Source organism: Pseudoduganella sp. R-34 (genome assembly GCF_049904655.1).
In the GTDB taxonomy this organism is placed as follows: Bacteria; Pseudomonadota; Gammaproteobacteria; order Burkholderiales; family Burkholderiaceae_D; genus Rugamonas.
Genome location: NZ_CP184572.1, coordinates 4,436,921 through 4,452,527, shown reverse-complemented (window position 1 = coordinate 4,452,527; position 15,607 = coordinate 4,436,921). Strand labels below are relative to the sequence as shown.

Here is a 15,607-nt window from a genome sequence, read left to right as displayed (position 1 = left end):
AGGGAGCGGATTTTCGCTACTGATAGCACAATCCCACCGATTTCTTGCCTGATCCTCTTTGGCGCTTCAGGCAGCAGCGGCTTCGCGCCGCATGCTGTCGATATCGCGCTTGGGCGGGGCGCCGAACAGGCGGCTGTACTCGCGGCTGAACTGCGAAGGGCTTTCGTAGCCGACCCTGAACGCGGCGCTGGCGGCATCCAGGTGTTCGTTCAGCATCAGGCGCCGCGCTTCGTTCAGGCGCAGCCATTTCTGGTACTGCAAAGGGCTCATCGCAGTCAGCTGGCGGAAATGCAGGTGCAGGTTGGACGTGCTCATTTTCACGTGTGCCGCCAGTTCGTCCAGGCGCAGCGGCTGGGCGTAATGCACGCGCAGCCAGTCGAGTGCGCGCGCAATGCGGAAACCCTGGCTGCCGGTGGAGGCAATCTGGCGCAGGCGTGCGGACTGGTCGCTGAGCAGCAGCCGGTAGTGGATCTCGCGCTCGACCAGCGGCGCCAGCACCGACAGGGACTCCGGCTCGTCCAGCAAGGCGATCAGGCGCCGGAAAGGATCCGCCAGCGCGGGCGTCAGGCTGCCGATGGCCGCCACGCCCTGGCTGGAAACGTCGGCCGCCAGGGGCAGCCTGCTGTGCGTGGACAGTTCGGTGATGGTGCGCAGGTCAAGCTTGTAGACCAGGCCAAGGCAAGGCTGCTCCGGAGTCGCTTCCAGCACCTGCGATCTGCCGGGGAGGTTCAGCGCGGTCACCATGAAGCGCTGTGCATCGTAGCGGTAGCATTGCTCGCCGATGACCAGTTGCTTGGCGCCTTGCGCGACCATCACGATGCTGGGTTCTACCAGGCAGACGTTCGGCGGAGTCGGCTCATTGCGGCGGTACAGGTACAGGTTGGCAATGGGGGACTGGTAGTCTTCCGCGTCCTCGGTCCATTGTGCGACAGCTTCAGCCAGGGTTTTCATGCGGCTAGCATAACATCACGGCCCGGTTTGTTCATGAGCCAGGATTTCCCACGCGCAGAAAACGGTCAAGGGCAAACGCCTTTGCCGGCCGCCTGGCTGCGCACTGCTTTCGCGATATCCGCCGCTACCCGGGCTATCGCGCGGCGGTGGCCCATCACCAGCGCGTCATAGCCGGCGCCCACTTCTTCACGGGCGGTGCTGCGGCAGGCCAGCACTTGCGCGCTGCCCGCCACGCGCACGCTCCATACGGCGTCCAGCAGCGCATAGTTGCCTGGCGCCGATTCGAAGCGCTGCACATTGGTGTTGATGCGGTAGACCGTGGCCTTTTCCGGCTGCGGCGTGCGGAACACATCGATGGCGCCAAGTTCGCCTGAAATGGCCAGCGACAGGGCCTGCCCGATCTCCGCTGCCGGCGGCGAGGACCAGCGCTCCTGCTCCAGCAGGTCGACGCGCCCTTCGCCGGAAGTCACCACCAGCTGGCTGCGCGACACCTGCTGCGGCACAGTCACATTCTGCACCTCGATGTAGTAGCCCGGATTGGGCACGCTGGCGGCAGGGGCCATGCCGTTGCTGAGGCTGTAGAAGCGTTCCGGCGGCGGGCTTGCGCAGCCGGCCAGCGACAAGGCAAGCACTACGCCGCCTGACAGGGAATGCCAGCGCATCATTTGTTCTCCTTCGCAGGCTGGGGTTTGGCGCGGATCAGCGCTTCCGGATGGCGCTGCAGGTAATCCGACAGTTCATTGAGCGATTGCAGGGTTTGCGTCAATTGCTGCAAGGCTGAACGCAGGTCGGACTGCACCGGCGAATCCTGCTGCAGCACCTGCTGCGCCGCGCCGAAGGTCTGGCGCGCCTCGCCCAGCGTGGACTGCAGTTCCGGCACGAGCTGAGAATCGACCTTCTTGAACAGGTTGTCGGCGCTCTTCAGGGAGTCGCGCAGGTTGTTGCCGATCTGGTCGAACGGCACCTTGTCCAGCTTGCGCGCGATGCTGGCGATCTGCGCCTGCAGCTCGTCCAGCGCGTTCGGCACGGTCGGCACTTCGACCGGGTAGGCGTTCATGTCCAGCTTGACCTGCGCCGCGTTGGGGAAGAAGTCCAGCGCAATATACAGCTGGCCGGTCAGCAGGTTGCCGGTGCGCAGCTGGCCGCGCAAGCCGTGGCTGACCATGCGCTCGAGCACCAGCGGGCCGGCGTTGCGGTCCTTCTCGTCGGTGACCGTCTCTTGGAAGCGGCGGCCCAGGCGGCCCGGATACATGTCCACCGTGACGGGCATGCGGAAGTCCTTCTTGACCGGGTCGAACTCCACGCCTACCGAACGCACTTCGCCCAGCACGATGCCGCGGAAGTCCACCGGCGCGCCGGGCGAGAGCCCGCGCAGCGACTGGTTGAAGTAGAACACGGTGGTGATCGGTGCGCCATCCTGCTCGCGCATCGCGCGGGCCTGGTCGGCCGCGAGCGGGAATTCGGTGCCCGCGGCGGCCACGGTGTCGGGCTTGCGGCCGGTGACCGATTCGAAGCCGATGCCGCCAACCAGCATGGCCGCCACCGATTGCGTATTCAGCTTGAACCCGCCCGAGTCGAGCTGCAGGTCGACGCCGCTGGCATGCCACCAGCGCGTGCTCTTGCCCACGTACTGGTCGTAAGGCGCGTTGACGAAGACCCGGATGGCAACCCCCTGGCCGTTGTTTTCCAGCTCATAGCTGATCACCTGGCCGACCGGGATGCGGCGATAAAAGACTGGAGAGCCGGCGTCGATCGAACCGAGCGACTCGCCGTGCAGCGTGTAGTGCGTGCCTTTCTGGTCGCCCGCCACTTGCGGCACTTTTTCCAGGCCCGTGAATTCGTGGCTGCTGTCCTTCGACTTGCCGGCGTCGACTCCGATATAGGCGCCTGACAGCAGCGTGCCGAGGCCCGAGACGCCGCTCACGCCGATGCGCGGCTTGACCACCCAGAAGCGGGTATCGGCCGCGGTGAAGCGGCGCGCATCCTTGTTCATGTCGATGGTGACCAGCACCTTGCTCAGGTCCGGCGACAGGGAAATCGCGCGCACCTGGCCGACGTCCACGTCCTTGTATTTCACCTTGGTCTTGCCGGCTTCGAGCCCTTCGCCGCTGCGGAAGCTGACCACCACGGTCGGCCCTTCGTCGAAGTAGGACTTGGCCACCAGGCCGATACCGACCAGCGCTGCAAGCAGGGGCAGCAGCCATACCAGCGAAGGCAGCCAGTGGCTGGCCCTGTCGACCTGGGGCTGGGGCAGGGGAGCACCGGCGGTATTGGCTGGGGCGCCGTCGTGTTCAGGCATGTTGTTCTCCATTGGGCGGGACGGGATCCCAGATCAGGCGCGGGTCGAATTGCATCGATGCCAGCATGGTCAGCACCACGACGGCACAAAACGCCAGGGCCCCGGGGCCGGCGGTGATGGTGGCGAGCGTCTGGAAGCGTACCAGGGCCACGGTCAGGGTGATGACGAAGATGTCCAGCATCGACCAGCGTCCTACGAATTCCACCATGCGGTAAAGCCTGGTGCGCTGTAGCGGCCGCCAGCGCGAACGGCGCTGTGCAGTCCATGCCAGCAGCGACAGGGCGGCCAGCTTCAGCAGCGGTACCAGGATGCTGGCGACGAAGATGATCGCGGCCAGGGCGGGCGAACCGCTGTCCCAGAAATACAGCACGCCGCTGATGATGGTGTCGTCCTCCAGGCCGAACAGGGAATGGGTGTACATCACGGGCAGCAGGTTGGCAGGAACGTACAGGATGGCGGCGGCAATCAGCAGGGCCCAGGTGCGGCCCAGGCTGTCCGGATGGCGGTGGTGCAGGCGCGCGTGGCAGCGCGGGCAGTCCTGCCGCCGTGTCCCGCTGTCTGCCGACACCAGCCCGCACACGTGGCATGCCAACGCTGCCTGGGGAACGGGCGGAGGAACGTCCGGCTGCGGCGCCAGGGCGTCGCCCAGGTTCCACAGCATCTTGGGGTCGAACGACACCACGATGGCGAGCATCAGCGTCAGCGCGGCAAACGCGAACAGGCCCGGCTCCAGCACCACCGTGGCCAGGCTGGTCATCTTGACGATGGTGATGAGGATGCCGATCATCAGCACTTCCGTCATGCCCCAGCGCCGCGCCAGGTGGACGGCATACAGCAGGACATTGAACAGTTTTGGCTTGTGGCCGCCCGCCAGCGACAGCGTGACGTGCAGCAGCGACAGCAGTTCGACCGCCGGCAGCAGGATGGTAAACAGGAAGACCGCCGCGGCTACCAGCGGCATATGCCCCTGCCACAGCACCACGATGGCTCCCAGCAGCGTGGCGCGCGAGACATTGCCGTTCACCTCCAGTTCAACGATCGGGAAGCACTGGGCGATGACATACACGATCAGGGCGGTCAGGATGATGGCCGCCATGCGGCTGGCGTCGGAATGTATGCCCCGATACATGATCGAGCGGCAGCGCACGCAGCGCGCTTTTTCGCGCGGGCGCACCGGGCGCCGGCGATGCAGCACGCCGCAGTCATGGCAGCTAATCAGGTCGTATCGATGCACTCGTTGGGCGGGAACTGAAATATGCCAGCATGATACGACATTTGCCATGAAAGCCGGCACTGTGACTATTCGATAGACTTTCGGGTCCCGAGTTCGGCTACAGTCTGCGGCCATTCGAAAGACGAACCGGGACACGCATTGAAACTGGCACGATTAGCACGACTAGCACAAAGGGCTTTGCTGGCATTGCTGCTTGCGCTGGCCGGCTACCTCGCCGTTGCCGCAGCCTGGGCCTGGACGGCTTTTCCAGCGGCCGTCCAGAACCTGCCGCAGGCATCCGCCGTGCCGCTGTCGCCGCGCCAGGTGGAGATCCTGCTGCAGGTCGAAGACCCGGACTTTTACCGTCATTCGGGCTTGAGCGTCTTTGGCGGGCAGGGACTGGCGACCATCACGTCTTCGCTCGCACGCAGCGTGTACCTCGGAGAGGCGCAGTTTGACGGCGCCACAGGCGCGTTCCAGCGCTTTTACCGCGGCGTCTTCGATTGCTGCAAAAAGATCGATATCGGGCGCGACGCGATGGCTCTGGTGCTGGACCGCAAGCTGGGCAAGCCCCAGCAACTGGACGCCTATTCGGCCCTGGTCTATATGGGCACCCAGGAGGGCAGGCAGGTGCGCGGCTTCGGCGCGGCGGCCCTCAGCTACTACGGCAAGCCACTGGACCGGCTTTCGGAGCAGGAATTCGTGGGCCTGGTTGCCATGATCAAGGCGCCTAACCTGTACCACCCGGTCAGGAATCCTGCACAGTTTGTCCAGCGCCTGATGCAGGTGAACGTTCAGCTCCGGAATCAATAGACCAATGAAAAAACTCGCCCGATCGATCTTCCTCGCTTCGCTGGCGCTTGCCGGCACCACGCTGCACGCAGCTCCCCTGGAACTGGAATGCGCGAGCCGTACGGGAAGCGATCAAGCGCGCATCAGCAAGCTTGGCGCGGGCGTGGTGGTGCGCAAAGGCGCGCACCTGCTGAAGGTCAGCACCAAGGCGGGCGTTCAATCGTTCAAGGACGAACCGCCTTATGACGAGCCGATGGACGGCGTCCACTACTACTTTTGCGACCGCAAGGAAGGCTTCGTCCTGGTCAATGTCGAAGATGCCTACGAATTCACCGGCAAGCTGATTAACGAACAGACCGGCGCTGTCACGGAAGACGGGACCAGTGTCCTGTTCTCGGAAGACCGCCGCGCCTATCTCGCCGCTTCACACGGGGGCGGGCTCGATGGCGACGCGTGGGCCGTATATGCCGTGAACGGCGAGATGTCCTGGTCTGGCTACAACTTCATTTCGGACCCCGATAAAAGGTCCCGGTACGTCGACCTCGGCATGCCGACCTGGATGCCCAACGGCGAACTGGTTGCAACCGCAACTTGCGCTTCAGACCAGAAGCGTCAATGGAAAATGAAACTCGTTAAGAACCATGGCTGGTGGGACTGGGCACCTCGCAAGAAGTGCCCACCCATGAAAGACATGCCGTTCAAGGCACCGGGCTAGGTTCAAGCCGAGGAAGCGGCGGAGGCCGACGCATCGCGGCGGCCGGCATTGCCAAGCCAGACCAGTGCCAGGCCGCCGGCAGCCAGCGCGGCGCCAACCAGCGGTACCGCGCCATAGCCCAGGCCCTGGCTGATCACCACGCCGCCCAGCGCCGCGCCAAGCGCGTTACCCAGGTTGAATGCGCCGACGTTCACGGAGGAGGCCAGGCCAGGAGCCTGCGCCGCCGCATGCATCACGCGCATCTGCACGGGCGGCACGATGCCAAAAGCCGCAGCGCCCCAGATCACGAGGCCGATGGCAGCGCCGGCCTCGGTCTGCATGACCAGCGGCAGTACCGCCATGGTAACGGCGAGCGCGGCGAGAATCAGCTTGGTGGCGCCATCGAGCGACCAGTCGGCCAGGCGGCCGCCCAGGCTGTTGCCGAGCGTGAAACCGACACCGATCAGCACCAGGGCAAAGGCGACGAAGCCAGGGCCGGCGTGGGTGATCTCGGCCAGGATTGGCGCCACATAGGTATAGAGCGCAAACATGGCGCCGGAACCCATCACGGTCGTGCCCATCGCCAGCAGCACTTCGGGACGCACCAGCACTTTCAGTTCGCGGCGCAGGTCGGGCGGCGTGCCGGGTTCTCCTTTGGGCAAGGCCAGCCACAGCGCGGCGATGGTGACCAGCCCCAGCACGGCGGTGCCGCCAAAGGCGACGCGCCAGCCGACCTGTTGGCCGATCCAGGTGGCGGCCGGCACTCCGCCGATATTGGCGACCGTCAGGCCCATGAACATGACCGCAATGGCACTGGCCTGTTTCTCCTTCGGCACGACGCTGGCGGCCACCACGGCGCCGATGCCGAAGAAGGCGCCATGGTTGAGGCTGGTGATCAGGCGCGACAGCAGCAGGGTGGTATAGCTCGGCGCAAAGGCCGACAGCACGTTGCCGACAGTGAAGATCAGCATCAGCGCCATCAGGGCGGCACGCTTGCCGAAGCGGCTGAACAGCAAGGTCATCACCGGCGCGCCGGCCATGACGCCGACAGCATAGGCCGAAACCAGCATGCCGGCGGTGGGAATGCTGACATTGACGCCGTCGGCGATCACGGGCAGCAAGCCCATGGGGGTAAATTCGGTGGTGCCGATGGCGAAGGCGCCAGTGGCAAGGGCTAACAGGGCGGTAGAGGATCGCATTGGAAGACACTCCTGGAGTTTTTCAATGGATCGCAGTGTACCGGGGCAATATTTGCGGATTAAGCCCAGGATTTGCCAAACACTTTTGATTTGAATTCAACAATTCTCTTGCCTTGCCGCTGCCTGCCATGGTTGCTCGGCGCCCGGAAGTTGTTAACGGTTTCTGTGGAAAACCCTGTTAACAAGGCTGCGCACGGCCAGGCAAGTAATTGATTCAATTGAGGAAAGTTATCGTGCGCAAATAAAGGGCAATCGAAACGAGCCGTTCGGCAACACCTGCTATAGTGTTTTATCGACAATCTTAGTGCAGGACAGCCATGCTCCAGCCGCAGAACAAGCAGACGGATGCCTTCATCTCGACCGGCATTGCTGGCCTGGACACCATCCTGGCCGGTGGGCTGACCAAGGAGCGCCTGTACCTGCTGGAAGGCGATCCCGGAACGGGCAAGACCACGATGGCGCTGCAGTTCCTGATCGAGGGAGCCCAGCGCGGCGAAACGGTGCTATACATTACGTTGGCGGAGAACGAAGTAGAACTGCGTGCGGTGGCGCAATCGCACGGCTTCCGGATGGACGGCATCACCGTGCACGAAATCATCCCAGCCGAAGGCGTGCTTGATCCTGACGAACAATATACCGTGTTTCATCCCTCTGAGATCGAGCTGGGCGAGACCAACCGTTTGATCCTGGCGCAGATTGAGCGGCTCTGTCCTACCCGGGTGGTACTCGACTCCTTGTCGGAACTGCAGCTACTGGCTGGCAATCCCTTGCGCTATCGGCGGCATGTGCTGGCGCTGAAGCAGTATTTCGCCAAGCGCGCCTGCACCGCGCTGTTCCTCGACGACAAAGCGGCCGTGGGCGGCGACCAACAGGTGCGCAGCATCGCGCACGGCGTGATTTCGCTGCAGCAGCTTGAATCGGGCTATGGGGCCGAACGCCGCGTGCTGCGTGTGCTGAAGTACCGCGGCATCGACTTCCGGCGCGGGCCACATGACTACGTGATCATTTCCGGCGGCGCGGTTGCCTATCCGCGCATTGTGGCGGCAGACTCACGCGAGCTGGTACAGCGGGGCCAGGTGAGAAGCGGGCTGCCGTCCCTTGATGCCTTGCTTGGCGGCGGAATTGAAGAGGGTTCCAGCACCCTGATTTCGGGCCCGCCTGGCACCGGCAAGTCGAGCCTTGCGGCCCAATTCGTCAAGGCCGTCACGGACCGCCGGCAGAAGGCAGCCATGTTCGTCTTCGAGGAGGATTTTAGTACCTTGCTGAACCGCGCAGATGGCATCGGCATGGATTTGCGCACGCCGCTGGCTGCGGGATTGCTGACCGTCAACCAGATCGATCCGGCTGAACTGTCGCCGGGACAGTTTGCGCACACGGTCTGCAAAGCTGCCGACGACGGGGCAAAGGTGATCGTGATCGATAGCTTGAATGGCTATATGAATGCGATGCCGGAAGCACGCTTCCTCACCATTCAATTGCGCGAAGTGCTGACCTACCTGGGGCGGCGTGGGGTGGCGACCATGCTGGTCGGCGTGCAACAGGGCGTGATCGGCCCGACGGGCACCAATGTGGACGTCAGCTACCTCGCCGATAATGTGCTGCTGCTGCGCTACTACGAAGCCGACGGCACAATCCACAAGGCCGTGTCGGTCTTCAAGAAACGCGGCAGCAAGCATGAAACCACCTTGCGCGCCTTCTCGATCGGCGAAAAGGGGATCGAAGTGGGACTCGTGCTGAAAGGCTTCCGCGGCATCCTGACCGGGGTGCCCGTGAGCATATCCAACGGGAAGAAGGAAGCAGGGCATGAGTGAGCTGGAGCATCGTATCGTCATATTTGCCCCGGTCGGCAAGGATGCTCGCCTGATCGGCCAGGTGCTGGGCCAGGCGCGCCTGGCCTGCCATATTTGCACTGAACTGGGCGATGTGGTGAAAGAACTGCAGCAGGGGGCGGCAGGCTTGTTCGTGGTCGAAGAGGCCTTCAACGATGCATTCCTGCGCGAGATCACGGGCTTCCTCGCTGTCCAGCCGGCCTGGTCCGACTTGCCGGTGCTGGTATTGAGCAAGGAGGGGCTCGATTCGCCTGGAGTGCAGAGGATCTTTGAGCAAGTCGGCAACGTTACGCTGCTGGAGCGCCCGGTGCGCAGGGCAACGCTGGTGAGCGCGGCGCTCTCGGCTGGGCGTGCCCGCCGCCGCCAGTATGAAATGCGCGAGGTCGACCGCCGCAAGGATGAATTCCTGGCTATCCTTGGCCATGAGTTGCGCAATCCGCTGGCGCCGATCCGCACGGCGATGGATGTGCTGAATACCATACCGGGCACCGATCCCAAAGTGCGCAGCATCAGCCAGGTGGTTGAACGACAGGTGCGCCACCTGACGCGCCTGGTGGACGACCTGCTCGACGTGGCCCGCATCACCAACGACAAAGTTGCACTGCAACGCGAGCGCGTCAGCCTGGCGACAGTGCTGCAACATGCGGTGGAAATTTGCCGCCAGCAGATCGACGCGGCGGGCCATACGCTGGACCTGCGCCAGCCGGCGGGCAGCGTGCTGTTGTTCGGCGACCGTGCGCGCCTGGTGCAAAGCCTGGCCAATGTGCTGGGCAACGCCGCCAAGTTCTCGCCGCCACGCTCGACCATCCACCTGTACGCCGACGTGGACGACAAGGATATCGTGTTCACTGTGCGTGACCATGGCGCCGGGCTTGAACCGGAGGCGTGCTCGCGCATCTTCGACCTGTTCGTCCAGGGACGGGCTGGGCGCTCGCATTCACTCGGCGGCCTGGGGATCGGGCTTAGCCTGACCCAGCGCTTCACGAACATGCATGGTGGCAGCGTCTCGGTCGCCAGCGCGGGCGTCGGCAAGGGGTGCGAGTTCGTACTGCGCATGCCGATCGTGGTGCCTGAGCGCCGCAGCAAGGAGCGCTCTGCTGCGGGACCATCCTCGGCGCATTCCGATGACTCGCTGCGTATCATGGTTGTGGACGACAATGAAGATGGCGCGGACATGCTGCAGGTGATGCTGGAAATGGAGGGCTGCACGGTCGCCAAAGCCAACGACGGGCAGGCCGCGATCGCCCTGGCTGGACGATTTCGTCCTCATGCCATTCTGATGGATATCGGCCTGCCCGACATGCAGGGCCATGAAGCGGCGCGGCGCATCCATGAGATGGAAGGCGGCGAAGACATTGTCTTCATCGCCATGACCGGCTGGGGACACGACGAGGCGCGCCGCCACGCATCCGACGCCGGCATGCAGCATTATCTGGTCAAGCCGGTGGATTTGAATGTGCTGCGCAAATACCTGTCCGAGATCCGGGATCTGGCCTTGCAGCGCGCCTGACCGCGTGCTTACTGGGCCGCGCTGGCGTTCAGCGAGACGCCGCTGAAAGTGGCGTAGGAGGGGATGCCAACGTACCAGGTCCCGGCTTGCGGGTTGGCCAGCGCGCAGGATTCGGCATTGCCGGTCTTGTAGGGGCGGCAAGCATAATCGTTGGCAGTCGGCTGCGCGCCAAAGCGGACGTACAGGTCGCCGTCGCCGCTGCCGCCGCTCATGTTCACGTTCAGGGTATTCGCGCATTCCGGCACGTTGATGCTGAAGTACAGCCAGTTGCCGGCCGTGGCGGACAGGTTGGACTGGTTCAGCGTCACGCTGGCGCAAGGCAGGTTCAGGGTGCTTGGCATCGAATGCAGCAGGGTGGTGGTGACCGATCCGTCCGCGCCAAACGTCATCTGGTACAGGCGGTCGAACTCCGTTTCCGCGATGGCGCTGCCCGGATCGCCGCCTAGTTGCCGGATCAGCTCGGGCGTGGTGTCGGAATGGCCGACTACCAGCGCGTTGTCGGGCAAGGCGCGCAATTGCTGCGCGAACGTCGCCAGTTGGCCGCCATCGTACGTGGTGACCGGCAGGTTCAGGTAGGCGGCCAGGGGCTGCGCAGTCTGCTGCGTGCGCTGGTATGCCGTCGAGTAGATGTGCCTGACCTGGGCGTCCTTCAGCGTGGCGGCGATGTTGGTGGCGCGGACCTGGCCTTCCGCGGTCAGCACAGGGTCGGTGCCGGTGGCCGATTTCTCGGCGTGGCGGGTCAGGTAAATCGTGTTGGCGTTTGCCGAAACCTGCGCTGCGCAAAATGCCAGCGCCAGGGCGCCCAATATGCTCTTCATGTAGTCTCCCGGAATAAATAATTTCACAATGTTGTATTTAAGGCAATACTGCTCCGGGAGGATACGGCAATTCGGCCTGCGCGTCACGCGGCGCACGAAACGATCAGGGATTGTCGATGCGCGATACGGCGCCGCGCCTGCCGTTGCGGTCGAAGGCGGCCACCTGGATCAGGCCGCGATCGGCGATGGGCCCCGCTACCAGCGGGCTGGCGGCATGCGGTTCGGTGCCGTCGCTGGTGTAGCGCAGCGCCAGGCCGGGCAGGGCGTGATTGGCGTGGACCTTGCCGCCATCCCTCGACAGCCCGGGCGGTGCGATGCGGTAATGGACGGGCCCAAGCGGGGCAGGCTCCAGGTCGAGGCGCGGCAGCACGCGCTGGCCCAGTGCATTGACGAAGCGCGACCATTCGGCTCGGTGCAAGGCGGAGGCCCGGGCGAAATCGGATTCGGTGGCCCATGCAGGATCGGCGGCCCAGGCGCGTTCGGCCATGGCCAGCAGGCGCGGCACCAGCAGGTAGTCGATCAGTGCAGGATCACGGATGGTTTCGGTCCACAGCGCAGCTTCCAGGCCGCGGATGCGCTGCCTGCCGGCGTCGCTCAAGCTCTTGTCGAACGGGATGAAGTTGTAGACGTCATCGAGCTCGATATAGGCGGCCCAGTTCACGCCCGGCTCGTCGGGATTGAGGTTGTGGCTCATGTCCAGGTATTGCCTGGTGGCGGGCGCGAGGATCACGTCGTAGCCGGCATTGGCTAGCCGGTAGCCCAGGTCGGCCGCGGCGCCGACGTTGTTCCAGACGTGCAGCCGGAAACCGCGCTGGGCGAAATGCGGGTTCGGTATCAGCTTGCGCGTGCCCAGTTCTTCCCACCCCGCGGTTGCCACGCCTTGCCGGCGCACGATGGCGTCGACCCGGTCGTAGAAGTAATCCCACAGGTCGGCGGTGGACTGCATTTTGCGGCGCGCCATCAGGCTGCGGCTGGCGGGGGATTTTTCCCAGGCGCCCGCCGCGAGTTCGTCGCCGCCGACGTGCAGGGTGCGCAAGGGGACGCCCGCTTCGCGGTGCATGGCTGCGACCTGGCCCACCACGTGCTCGATGAAGGCATAGCTGGACTCCAGGCCCGGATTGATCACGTTGTCATGGAAGTTCTGTGCTGATTTGTATTGCGAACGGTCGTCCAGGTCGTTCAGCAGGTATTTGCCGGCACCGGCCTGGCCGGCGGCCTTCATGCGCCGATAGCGCGCCTCCATGGCCTTGACTGCGGCGCGCGCATGGCCGGGCATTTCAATTTCCGGGATGACCTCGATGTGACGGGCTGCCGCATAGCGCAGGATCTCGATGTAGTCGGCGCGCGAGTAGTAGCCGCTGCCGTGCGGATCGCTGGCGCTAGGGCCGGAACCGTAGTCGGGTTGCAGGCGCACGCCAGGTTTTGCGCTGTGACCACGCACCGCGCCGATGCCGGTCAGTTCCGGCAGGCCGGCGATTTCAAGGCGCCATCCCTCGTCGTCCGTCAGATGGAAGTGGAAGGCGTTGAGCTTGAAGCGCGCCATCAGGTCGAGCAGGCGGAAGACGGTTTGCCGGGGCTGGAAATTGCGGCTGACGTCCAGCATCAGGCCACGATAGCCGAAGCGCGGAGCGTCGGTCACCGCCAGCAGCGGCAGCTCTACTGCTTGCTGCCGGCCGGCGCCGGGCAGCGGCAACAGGTCGCGCAGCGATTGCAGGCCGTGCGCCACCCCGGCGGCGCTGTTGCCGGTGATGGCAATGCCATCGGACGTTACGGCCAGGGTATAGGCCTCCGGCGACGACTGGCCGGCGACGGCGCCGACTGAGAGCCGCAAGGTGGCGCTGGATGGCGCACGTGCGCCGGCGGGCCAGTATTGCTTGAGCAGGCTGGCGGCAAGGGCGGCTTCCGGTTCGAGCCCGTCGGCGACCACGAGGGCGGGCGCCGCCGCCAGGTGCAGCGTGCCGGCACCTTGCTGCAGGTGCAGCGGAGTGGGAAAGACTGGCGGCAGGGCGCCGGCAGGCAGCACATCGGTTCCTGCGTTGCGCTGGTACAGGTCCTGGGCTGTTACCGCCTGGCCTTTTCCCAGCTGGTCCGGGCGCGGCAGCGGCAGCATGCGGTAATCGGCAACGGCTTGCGACTTGTCCGGCGCCGCCTCATAGACCAGGTACAGGCCGGAAGGGGCGCGGTAGGCCTTGGCGTCGGCGCTGGGAGCGCGGTAGACCGCGTTCAGCGACTGTCCCGGTGCGAGGCCGCGAAAGCCCGGTTGCGGGCGCAGGCGGTACAGGGTGCCATCCAGCGCGTCGATCGCCAACTGGCCAGCCAGCGGCCCTGCCACGGCGCATTCGATGCAGTTGAAGTAGAGCGCCCAGCCTTGCGCCGGCAGGGGATGGTGGTCCAGGTTCCTGACTTCAAGCCGGCCGCCTTTGCCTCCGTCCTGCAGCTCCCAGCGTACTTGCAGGCGTTCGCCGTTAGCGGTGGGTGACGCCGCCATGGCGGCGGGGAGCGCCAGCAGCAGCGCGAGGCTAACAAGCAAACGTTTTGAAGTCATGGGATCAGCTTGTTTCGTTGAGAATTGGTAACGCTAGCATAAAGTTGCCTTACCTGCTACATCTCTCGCTACAATACGGATAACGTTAACGGACGGCAGGTGAAAATGAAAAAAGCGGGTGTGACGCTGGCCGATGTGGCCAAGGTTGCCGGCGTATCGGTGATGACTGCTTCGCGCGCACTGAGTGGCGATGGTTATGCCTCGGACGAAACCAGGGCCAAGGTGCAGGCGGCAGCCAGGCAGCTCGGCTACACGCCCAATGCCCTGGCGCGCATGATGAAGGGCGGGAAAACCAATGTCATTGGCGTGGTCGTGAACGACTTGTCGTCGGCAGTCGTCAATTGCTTCGTGACGGCGCTCAGCGAGGAAGTGCGCAAGTTCGACATGGATCTTTTCATCTATAACTCGCTGGGCGACATGGGGGGCGGCAAAGGCAAGCGCGTCAGCCAGTTGCTGCATGGCCTGTGGGATGGCCTGGTCTATGTGCTGCCGCGCATGAGCGACGATTACCTGGAAACGCTGGAGAAGAGTGCCAGCCCTATCATCCTGGTGAACTATTTCCGGCATGAGACCAGCTTGCCGGTGGTACGCGGCGATAACGTCAACGGTGCGCACGATGCGGTAACGCACCTGCTTGAACTGGGCCACCGCCGTATCGGCTTCATACGCGGCAGTTCATACACGGGACAAAGCGATGTGCGTGAGCGCGGCTATCTCGCAGCGTTGGCCGATGCCGGCATCAAGACCGATCCGGCCCTGGTCTACCCAGGCGATTTCAACGAGCAGTCGGGGCTGGAAGGCGGCAGGCGGTTGCTGGAACTGGCCGAACCGCCGACTGCCATCTTCGCTGCCAACGATGCGATGGCGCAGGGGGCGATGAACGCCATCCGCGAAAAGGGCCTGCGGATTCCCGAAGACATATCGATCATCGGGTTCGACGATATTCCATCCGCATCGATGATGCAGCCGCCGCTGACCACCTTGCGGCATCCGTTTGAAGCCATGGCACAGGCCACCGTGCAGGAGCTGGTGCGCCGCATCCGCGGCGAATCCGGACGCCGCCAGCGCATCGAATTCCCGAGCGAGTTCGTGGTGCGCGAGTCGACCGGGCCTGCGCCAGGCTCCGCTGCTTCGGCGCGCGCCCGGAAGCGCCGCTCCTGAGCGAACTTGTTAACGCTTTCTGTGGAAAAGCCTGTTAACAAGCACCGGGGCTGCGCGTTAAGGCGATGATTTGAAAAAGAAAAATCGCGCTGCGTAATTAAATGGCAGCGCTGCCAGTCCGCCCATGCACCAGCGCTTCCGCGGGCGACGGACGGCAGAATAATGGTGAAGTCATTGATCGATTGAGAGAAACGGTCTATTATCGCCCCCATGAAATTCCGCCGGACTTCCAGGATCGTGGCCGCTGTGGTGGCGCTGTTCAGCATGCTGTTCATGCAGCTTGCCGTGGCGTCCTATGCCTGTCCGACCGCCGGAAACCCGGTCGCCACCGGCGCCCAGTGCGCCGGCATGGACCCGGCGCAGCCCAGCCTGTGCAAGGCGAAGGCGAGCAACCTGGCCGCCAAGCAATCGCTGGACAAGCCCGATTTGCCGCCCGTGCTGCCATTCATCGCTGCCGACCTGGCAGGGACCGTGGTTGCCGACGCTTGGGCCCTCGAGTCCAGCGAAGGGGCTGCCGCGCCGCCAGATATGACGCGCAGTCTATCTCCGCCTCACTCCATAGAGCATTGCTGCTTCCGACATTGAGCTTCCAGATT

The 15,607-nt window shown here is 64.2% G+C and carries 13 protein-coding genes; 6 read left to right on the top strand and 7 right to left on the bottom strand.

The window, feature by feature from the left end; translation table 11 throughout:
* Nucleotides 1-66: 66 nt before the first annotated feature.
* The 4 genes from ACN9MW_RS20245 to ACN9MW_RS20230 form a co-directional block, all read right to left on the bottom strand.
* Nucleotides 67-951: an AraC family transcriptional regulator N-terminal domain-containing protein gene (locus tag ACN9MW_RS20245; RefSeq protein ID WP_426162313.1), complete on the bottom strand. Its 885-nt coding sequence runs from the start codon at nucleotides 949-951 to the stop codon at nucleotides 67-69.
* A 65-nt stretch (nucleotides 952-1,016) separates the two neighbouring features.
* A complete protein-coding gene (locus tag ACN9MW_RS20240) occupies nucleotides 1,017-1,616 on the bottom strand; it encodes a PqiC family protein (protein WP_426162312.1) in 600 nt (199 codons plus the stop codon).
* Nucleotides 1,613-3,250 (bottom strand): intermembrane transport protein PqiB, encoded by a 1,638-nt coding sequence (locus tag ACN9MW_RS20235; protein WP_426162311.1) that lies wholly within the window; start codon nucleotides 3,248-3,250, stop codon nucleotides 1,613-1,615. The genes ACN9MW_RS20240 and ACN9MW_RS20235 overlap by 4 nt, the downstream gene beginning before the upstream one ends.
* Nucleotides 3,243-4,484 carry a paraquat-inducible protein A gene (locus ACN9MW_RS20230; RefSeq protein WP_426162310.1) on the bottom strand — a complete coding sequence of 414 codons (1,242 nt, stop codon included), beginning with the start codon at nucleotides 4,482-4,484 and terminating at the stop codon, nucleotides 3,243-3,245. The genes ACN9MW_RS20235 and ACN9MW_RS20230 overlap by 8 nt, the downstream gene beginning before the upstream one ends.
* A gap of 177 nt (nucleotides 4,485-4,661) precedes the next feature.
* Here ACN9MW_RS20230 and ACN9MW_RS20225 point away from each other — a divergent pair, with 177 nt between their 5' ends.
* Both ACN9MW_RS20225 and ACN9MW_RS20220 read left to right on the top strand, forming a co-directional pair.
* A complete protein-coding gene (locus ACN9MW_RS20225) occupies nucleotides 4,662-5,276 on the top strand; it encodes a transglycosylase domain-containing protein (RefSeq protein WP_426162309.1) in 615 nt (204 codons plus the stop codon).
* Between the two features lie 4 nt (nucleotides 5,277-5,280).
* On the top strand, nucleotides 5,281-5,970 hold the full coding sequence (locus tag ACN9MW_RS20220; protein ID WP_426162308.1) for a hypothetical protein: 690 nt from the start codon (nucleotides 5,281-5,283) through the stop codon (nucleotides 5,968-5,970).
* Between the two features lie 2 nt (nucleotides 5,971-5,972).
* Here ACN9MW_RS20220 and ACN9MW_RS20215 read toward each other — a convergent pair whose 3' ends face one another.
* A complete protein-coding gene (locus ACN9MW_RS20215) occupies nucleotides 5,973-7,148 on the bottom strand; it encodes an MFS transporter (protein ID WP_426162307.1) in 1,176 nt (391 codons plus the stop codon).
* A 317-nt stretch (nucleotides 7,149-7,465) separates the two neighbouring features.
* Between ACN9MW_RS20215 and ACN9MW_RS20210 the strand changes: the two genes are divergently transcribed.
* Both ACN9MW_RS20210 and ACN9MW_RS20205 read left to right on the top strand, forming a co-directional pair.
* Nucleotides 7,466-8,959, top strand: coding sequence for an ATPase domain-containing protein (locus ACN9MW_RS20210; protein ID WP_426162305.1), 1,494 nt, complete (start codon nucleotides 7,466-7,468; stop codon nucleotides 8,957-8,959).
* Nucleotides 8,952-10,487, top strand: a complete 1,536-nt coding sequence (locus ACN9MW_RS20205) for a hybrid sensor histidine kinase/response regulator (RefSeq protein WP_426162304.1) — start codon at nucleotides 8,952-8,954, stop codon at nucleotides 10,485-10,487. The genes ACN9MW_RS20210 and ACN9MW_RS20205 overlap by 8 nt, the downstream gene beginning before the upstream one ends.
* An 8-nt stretch (nucleotides 10,488-10,495) precedes the next feature.
* Here the strand turns inward: ACN9MW_RS20205 and ACN9MW_RS20200 are convergent, their stop codons facing one another.
* Both ACN9MW_RS20200 and ACN9MW_RS20195 read right to left on the bottom strand, forming a co-directional pair.
* Nucleotides 10,496-11,305 (bottom strand): pre-peptidase C-terminal domain-containing protein, encoded by an 810-nt coding sequence (locus tag ACN9MW_RS20200; RefSeq protein WP_426162303.1) that lies wholly within the window; start codon nucleotides 11,303-11,305, stop codon nucleotides 10,496-10,498.
* Between the two features lie 103 nt (nucleotides 11,306-11,408).
* Nucleotides 11,409-13,850 (bottom strand): family 20 glycosylhydrolase, encoded by a 2,442-nt coding sequence (locus tag ACN9MW_RS20195; protein ID WP_426162302.1) that lies wholly within the window; start codon nucleotides 13,848-13,850, stop codon nucleotides 11,409-11,411.
* 105 nt (nucleotides 13,851-13,955) lie between these two features.
* Between ACN9MW_RS20195 and ACN9MW_RS20190 the strand changes: the two genes are divergently transcribed.
* A complete protein-coding gene (locus ACN9MW_RS20190) occupies nucleotides 13,956-15,011 on the top strand; it encodes a LacI family DNA-binding transcriptional regulator (protein ID WP_426162301.1) in 1,056 nt (351 codons plus the stop codon).
* A gap of 210 nt (nucleotides 15,012-15,221) precedes the next feature.
* The gene (locus ACN9MW_RS20185; RefSeq protein ID WP_426162300.1) at nucleotides 15,222-15,596 is read left to right on the top strand and encodes a hypothetical protein; all 375 of its coding nucleotides are present in this window, start codon (nucleotides 15,222-15,224) and stop codon (nucleotides 15,594-15,596) included.
* Nucleotides 15,597-15,607: the final 11 nt, after the last annotated feature.

What these genes read in the sequence shown, in the direction of transcription:
- ACN9MW_RS20200 (WP_426162303.1), bottom strand. Translation starts at nt 11,305, where the DNA reads ATGAAGAGCATATTGGGCGCCCTGGCGCTGGCATTTTGCGCAGCGCAG.
- ACN9MW_RS20190 (WP_426162301.1), top strand. Translation starts at nt 13,956, where the DNA reads ATGAAAAAAGCGGGTGTGACGCTGGCCGATGTGGCCAAGGTTGCCGGC.
- ACN9MW_RS20195 (WP_426162302.1), bottom strand. Translation starts at nt 13,850, where the DNA reads ATGACTTCAAAACGTTTGCTTGTTAGCCTCGCGCTGCTGCTGGCGCTC.
- ACN9MW_RS20235 (WP_426162311.1), bottom strand. Translation starts at nt 3,250, where the DNA reads ATGCCTGAACACGACGGCGCCCCAGCCAATACCGCCGGTGCTCCCCTG.
- ACN9MW_RS20210 (WP_426162305.1), top strand. Translation starts at nt 7,466, where the DNA reads ATGCTCCAGCCGCAGAACAAGCAGACGGATGCCTTCATCTCGACCGGC.
- ACN9MW_RS20215 (WP_426162307.1), bottom strand. Translation starts at nt 7,148, where the DNA reads ATGCGATCCTCTACCGCCCTGTTAGCCCTTGCCACTGGCGCCTTCGCC.
- ACN9MW_RS20245 (WP_426162313.1), bottom strand. Translation starts at nt 951, where the DNA reads ATGAAAACCCTGGCTGAAGCTGTCGCACAATGGACCGAGGACGCGGAA.
- ACN9MW_RS20240 (WP_426162312.1), bottom strand. Translation starts at nt 1,616, where the DNA reads ATGATGCGCTGGCATTCCCTGTCAGGCGGCGTAGTGCTTGCCTTGTCG.
- ACN9MW_RS20205 (WP_426162304.1), top strand. Translation starts at nt 8,952, where the DNA reads ATGAGTGAGCTGGAGCATCGTATCGTCATATTTGCCCCGGTCGGCAAG.
- ACN9MW_RS20185 (WP_426162300.1), top strand. Translation starts at nt 15,222, where the DNA reads ATGAAATTCCGCCGGACTTCCAGGATCGTGGCCGCTGTGGTGGCGCTG.
- ACN9MW_RS20220 (WP_426162308.1), top strand. Translation starts at nt 5,281, where the DNA reads ATGAAAAAACTCGCCCGATCGATCTTCCTCGCTTCGCTGGCGCTTGCC.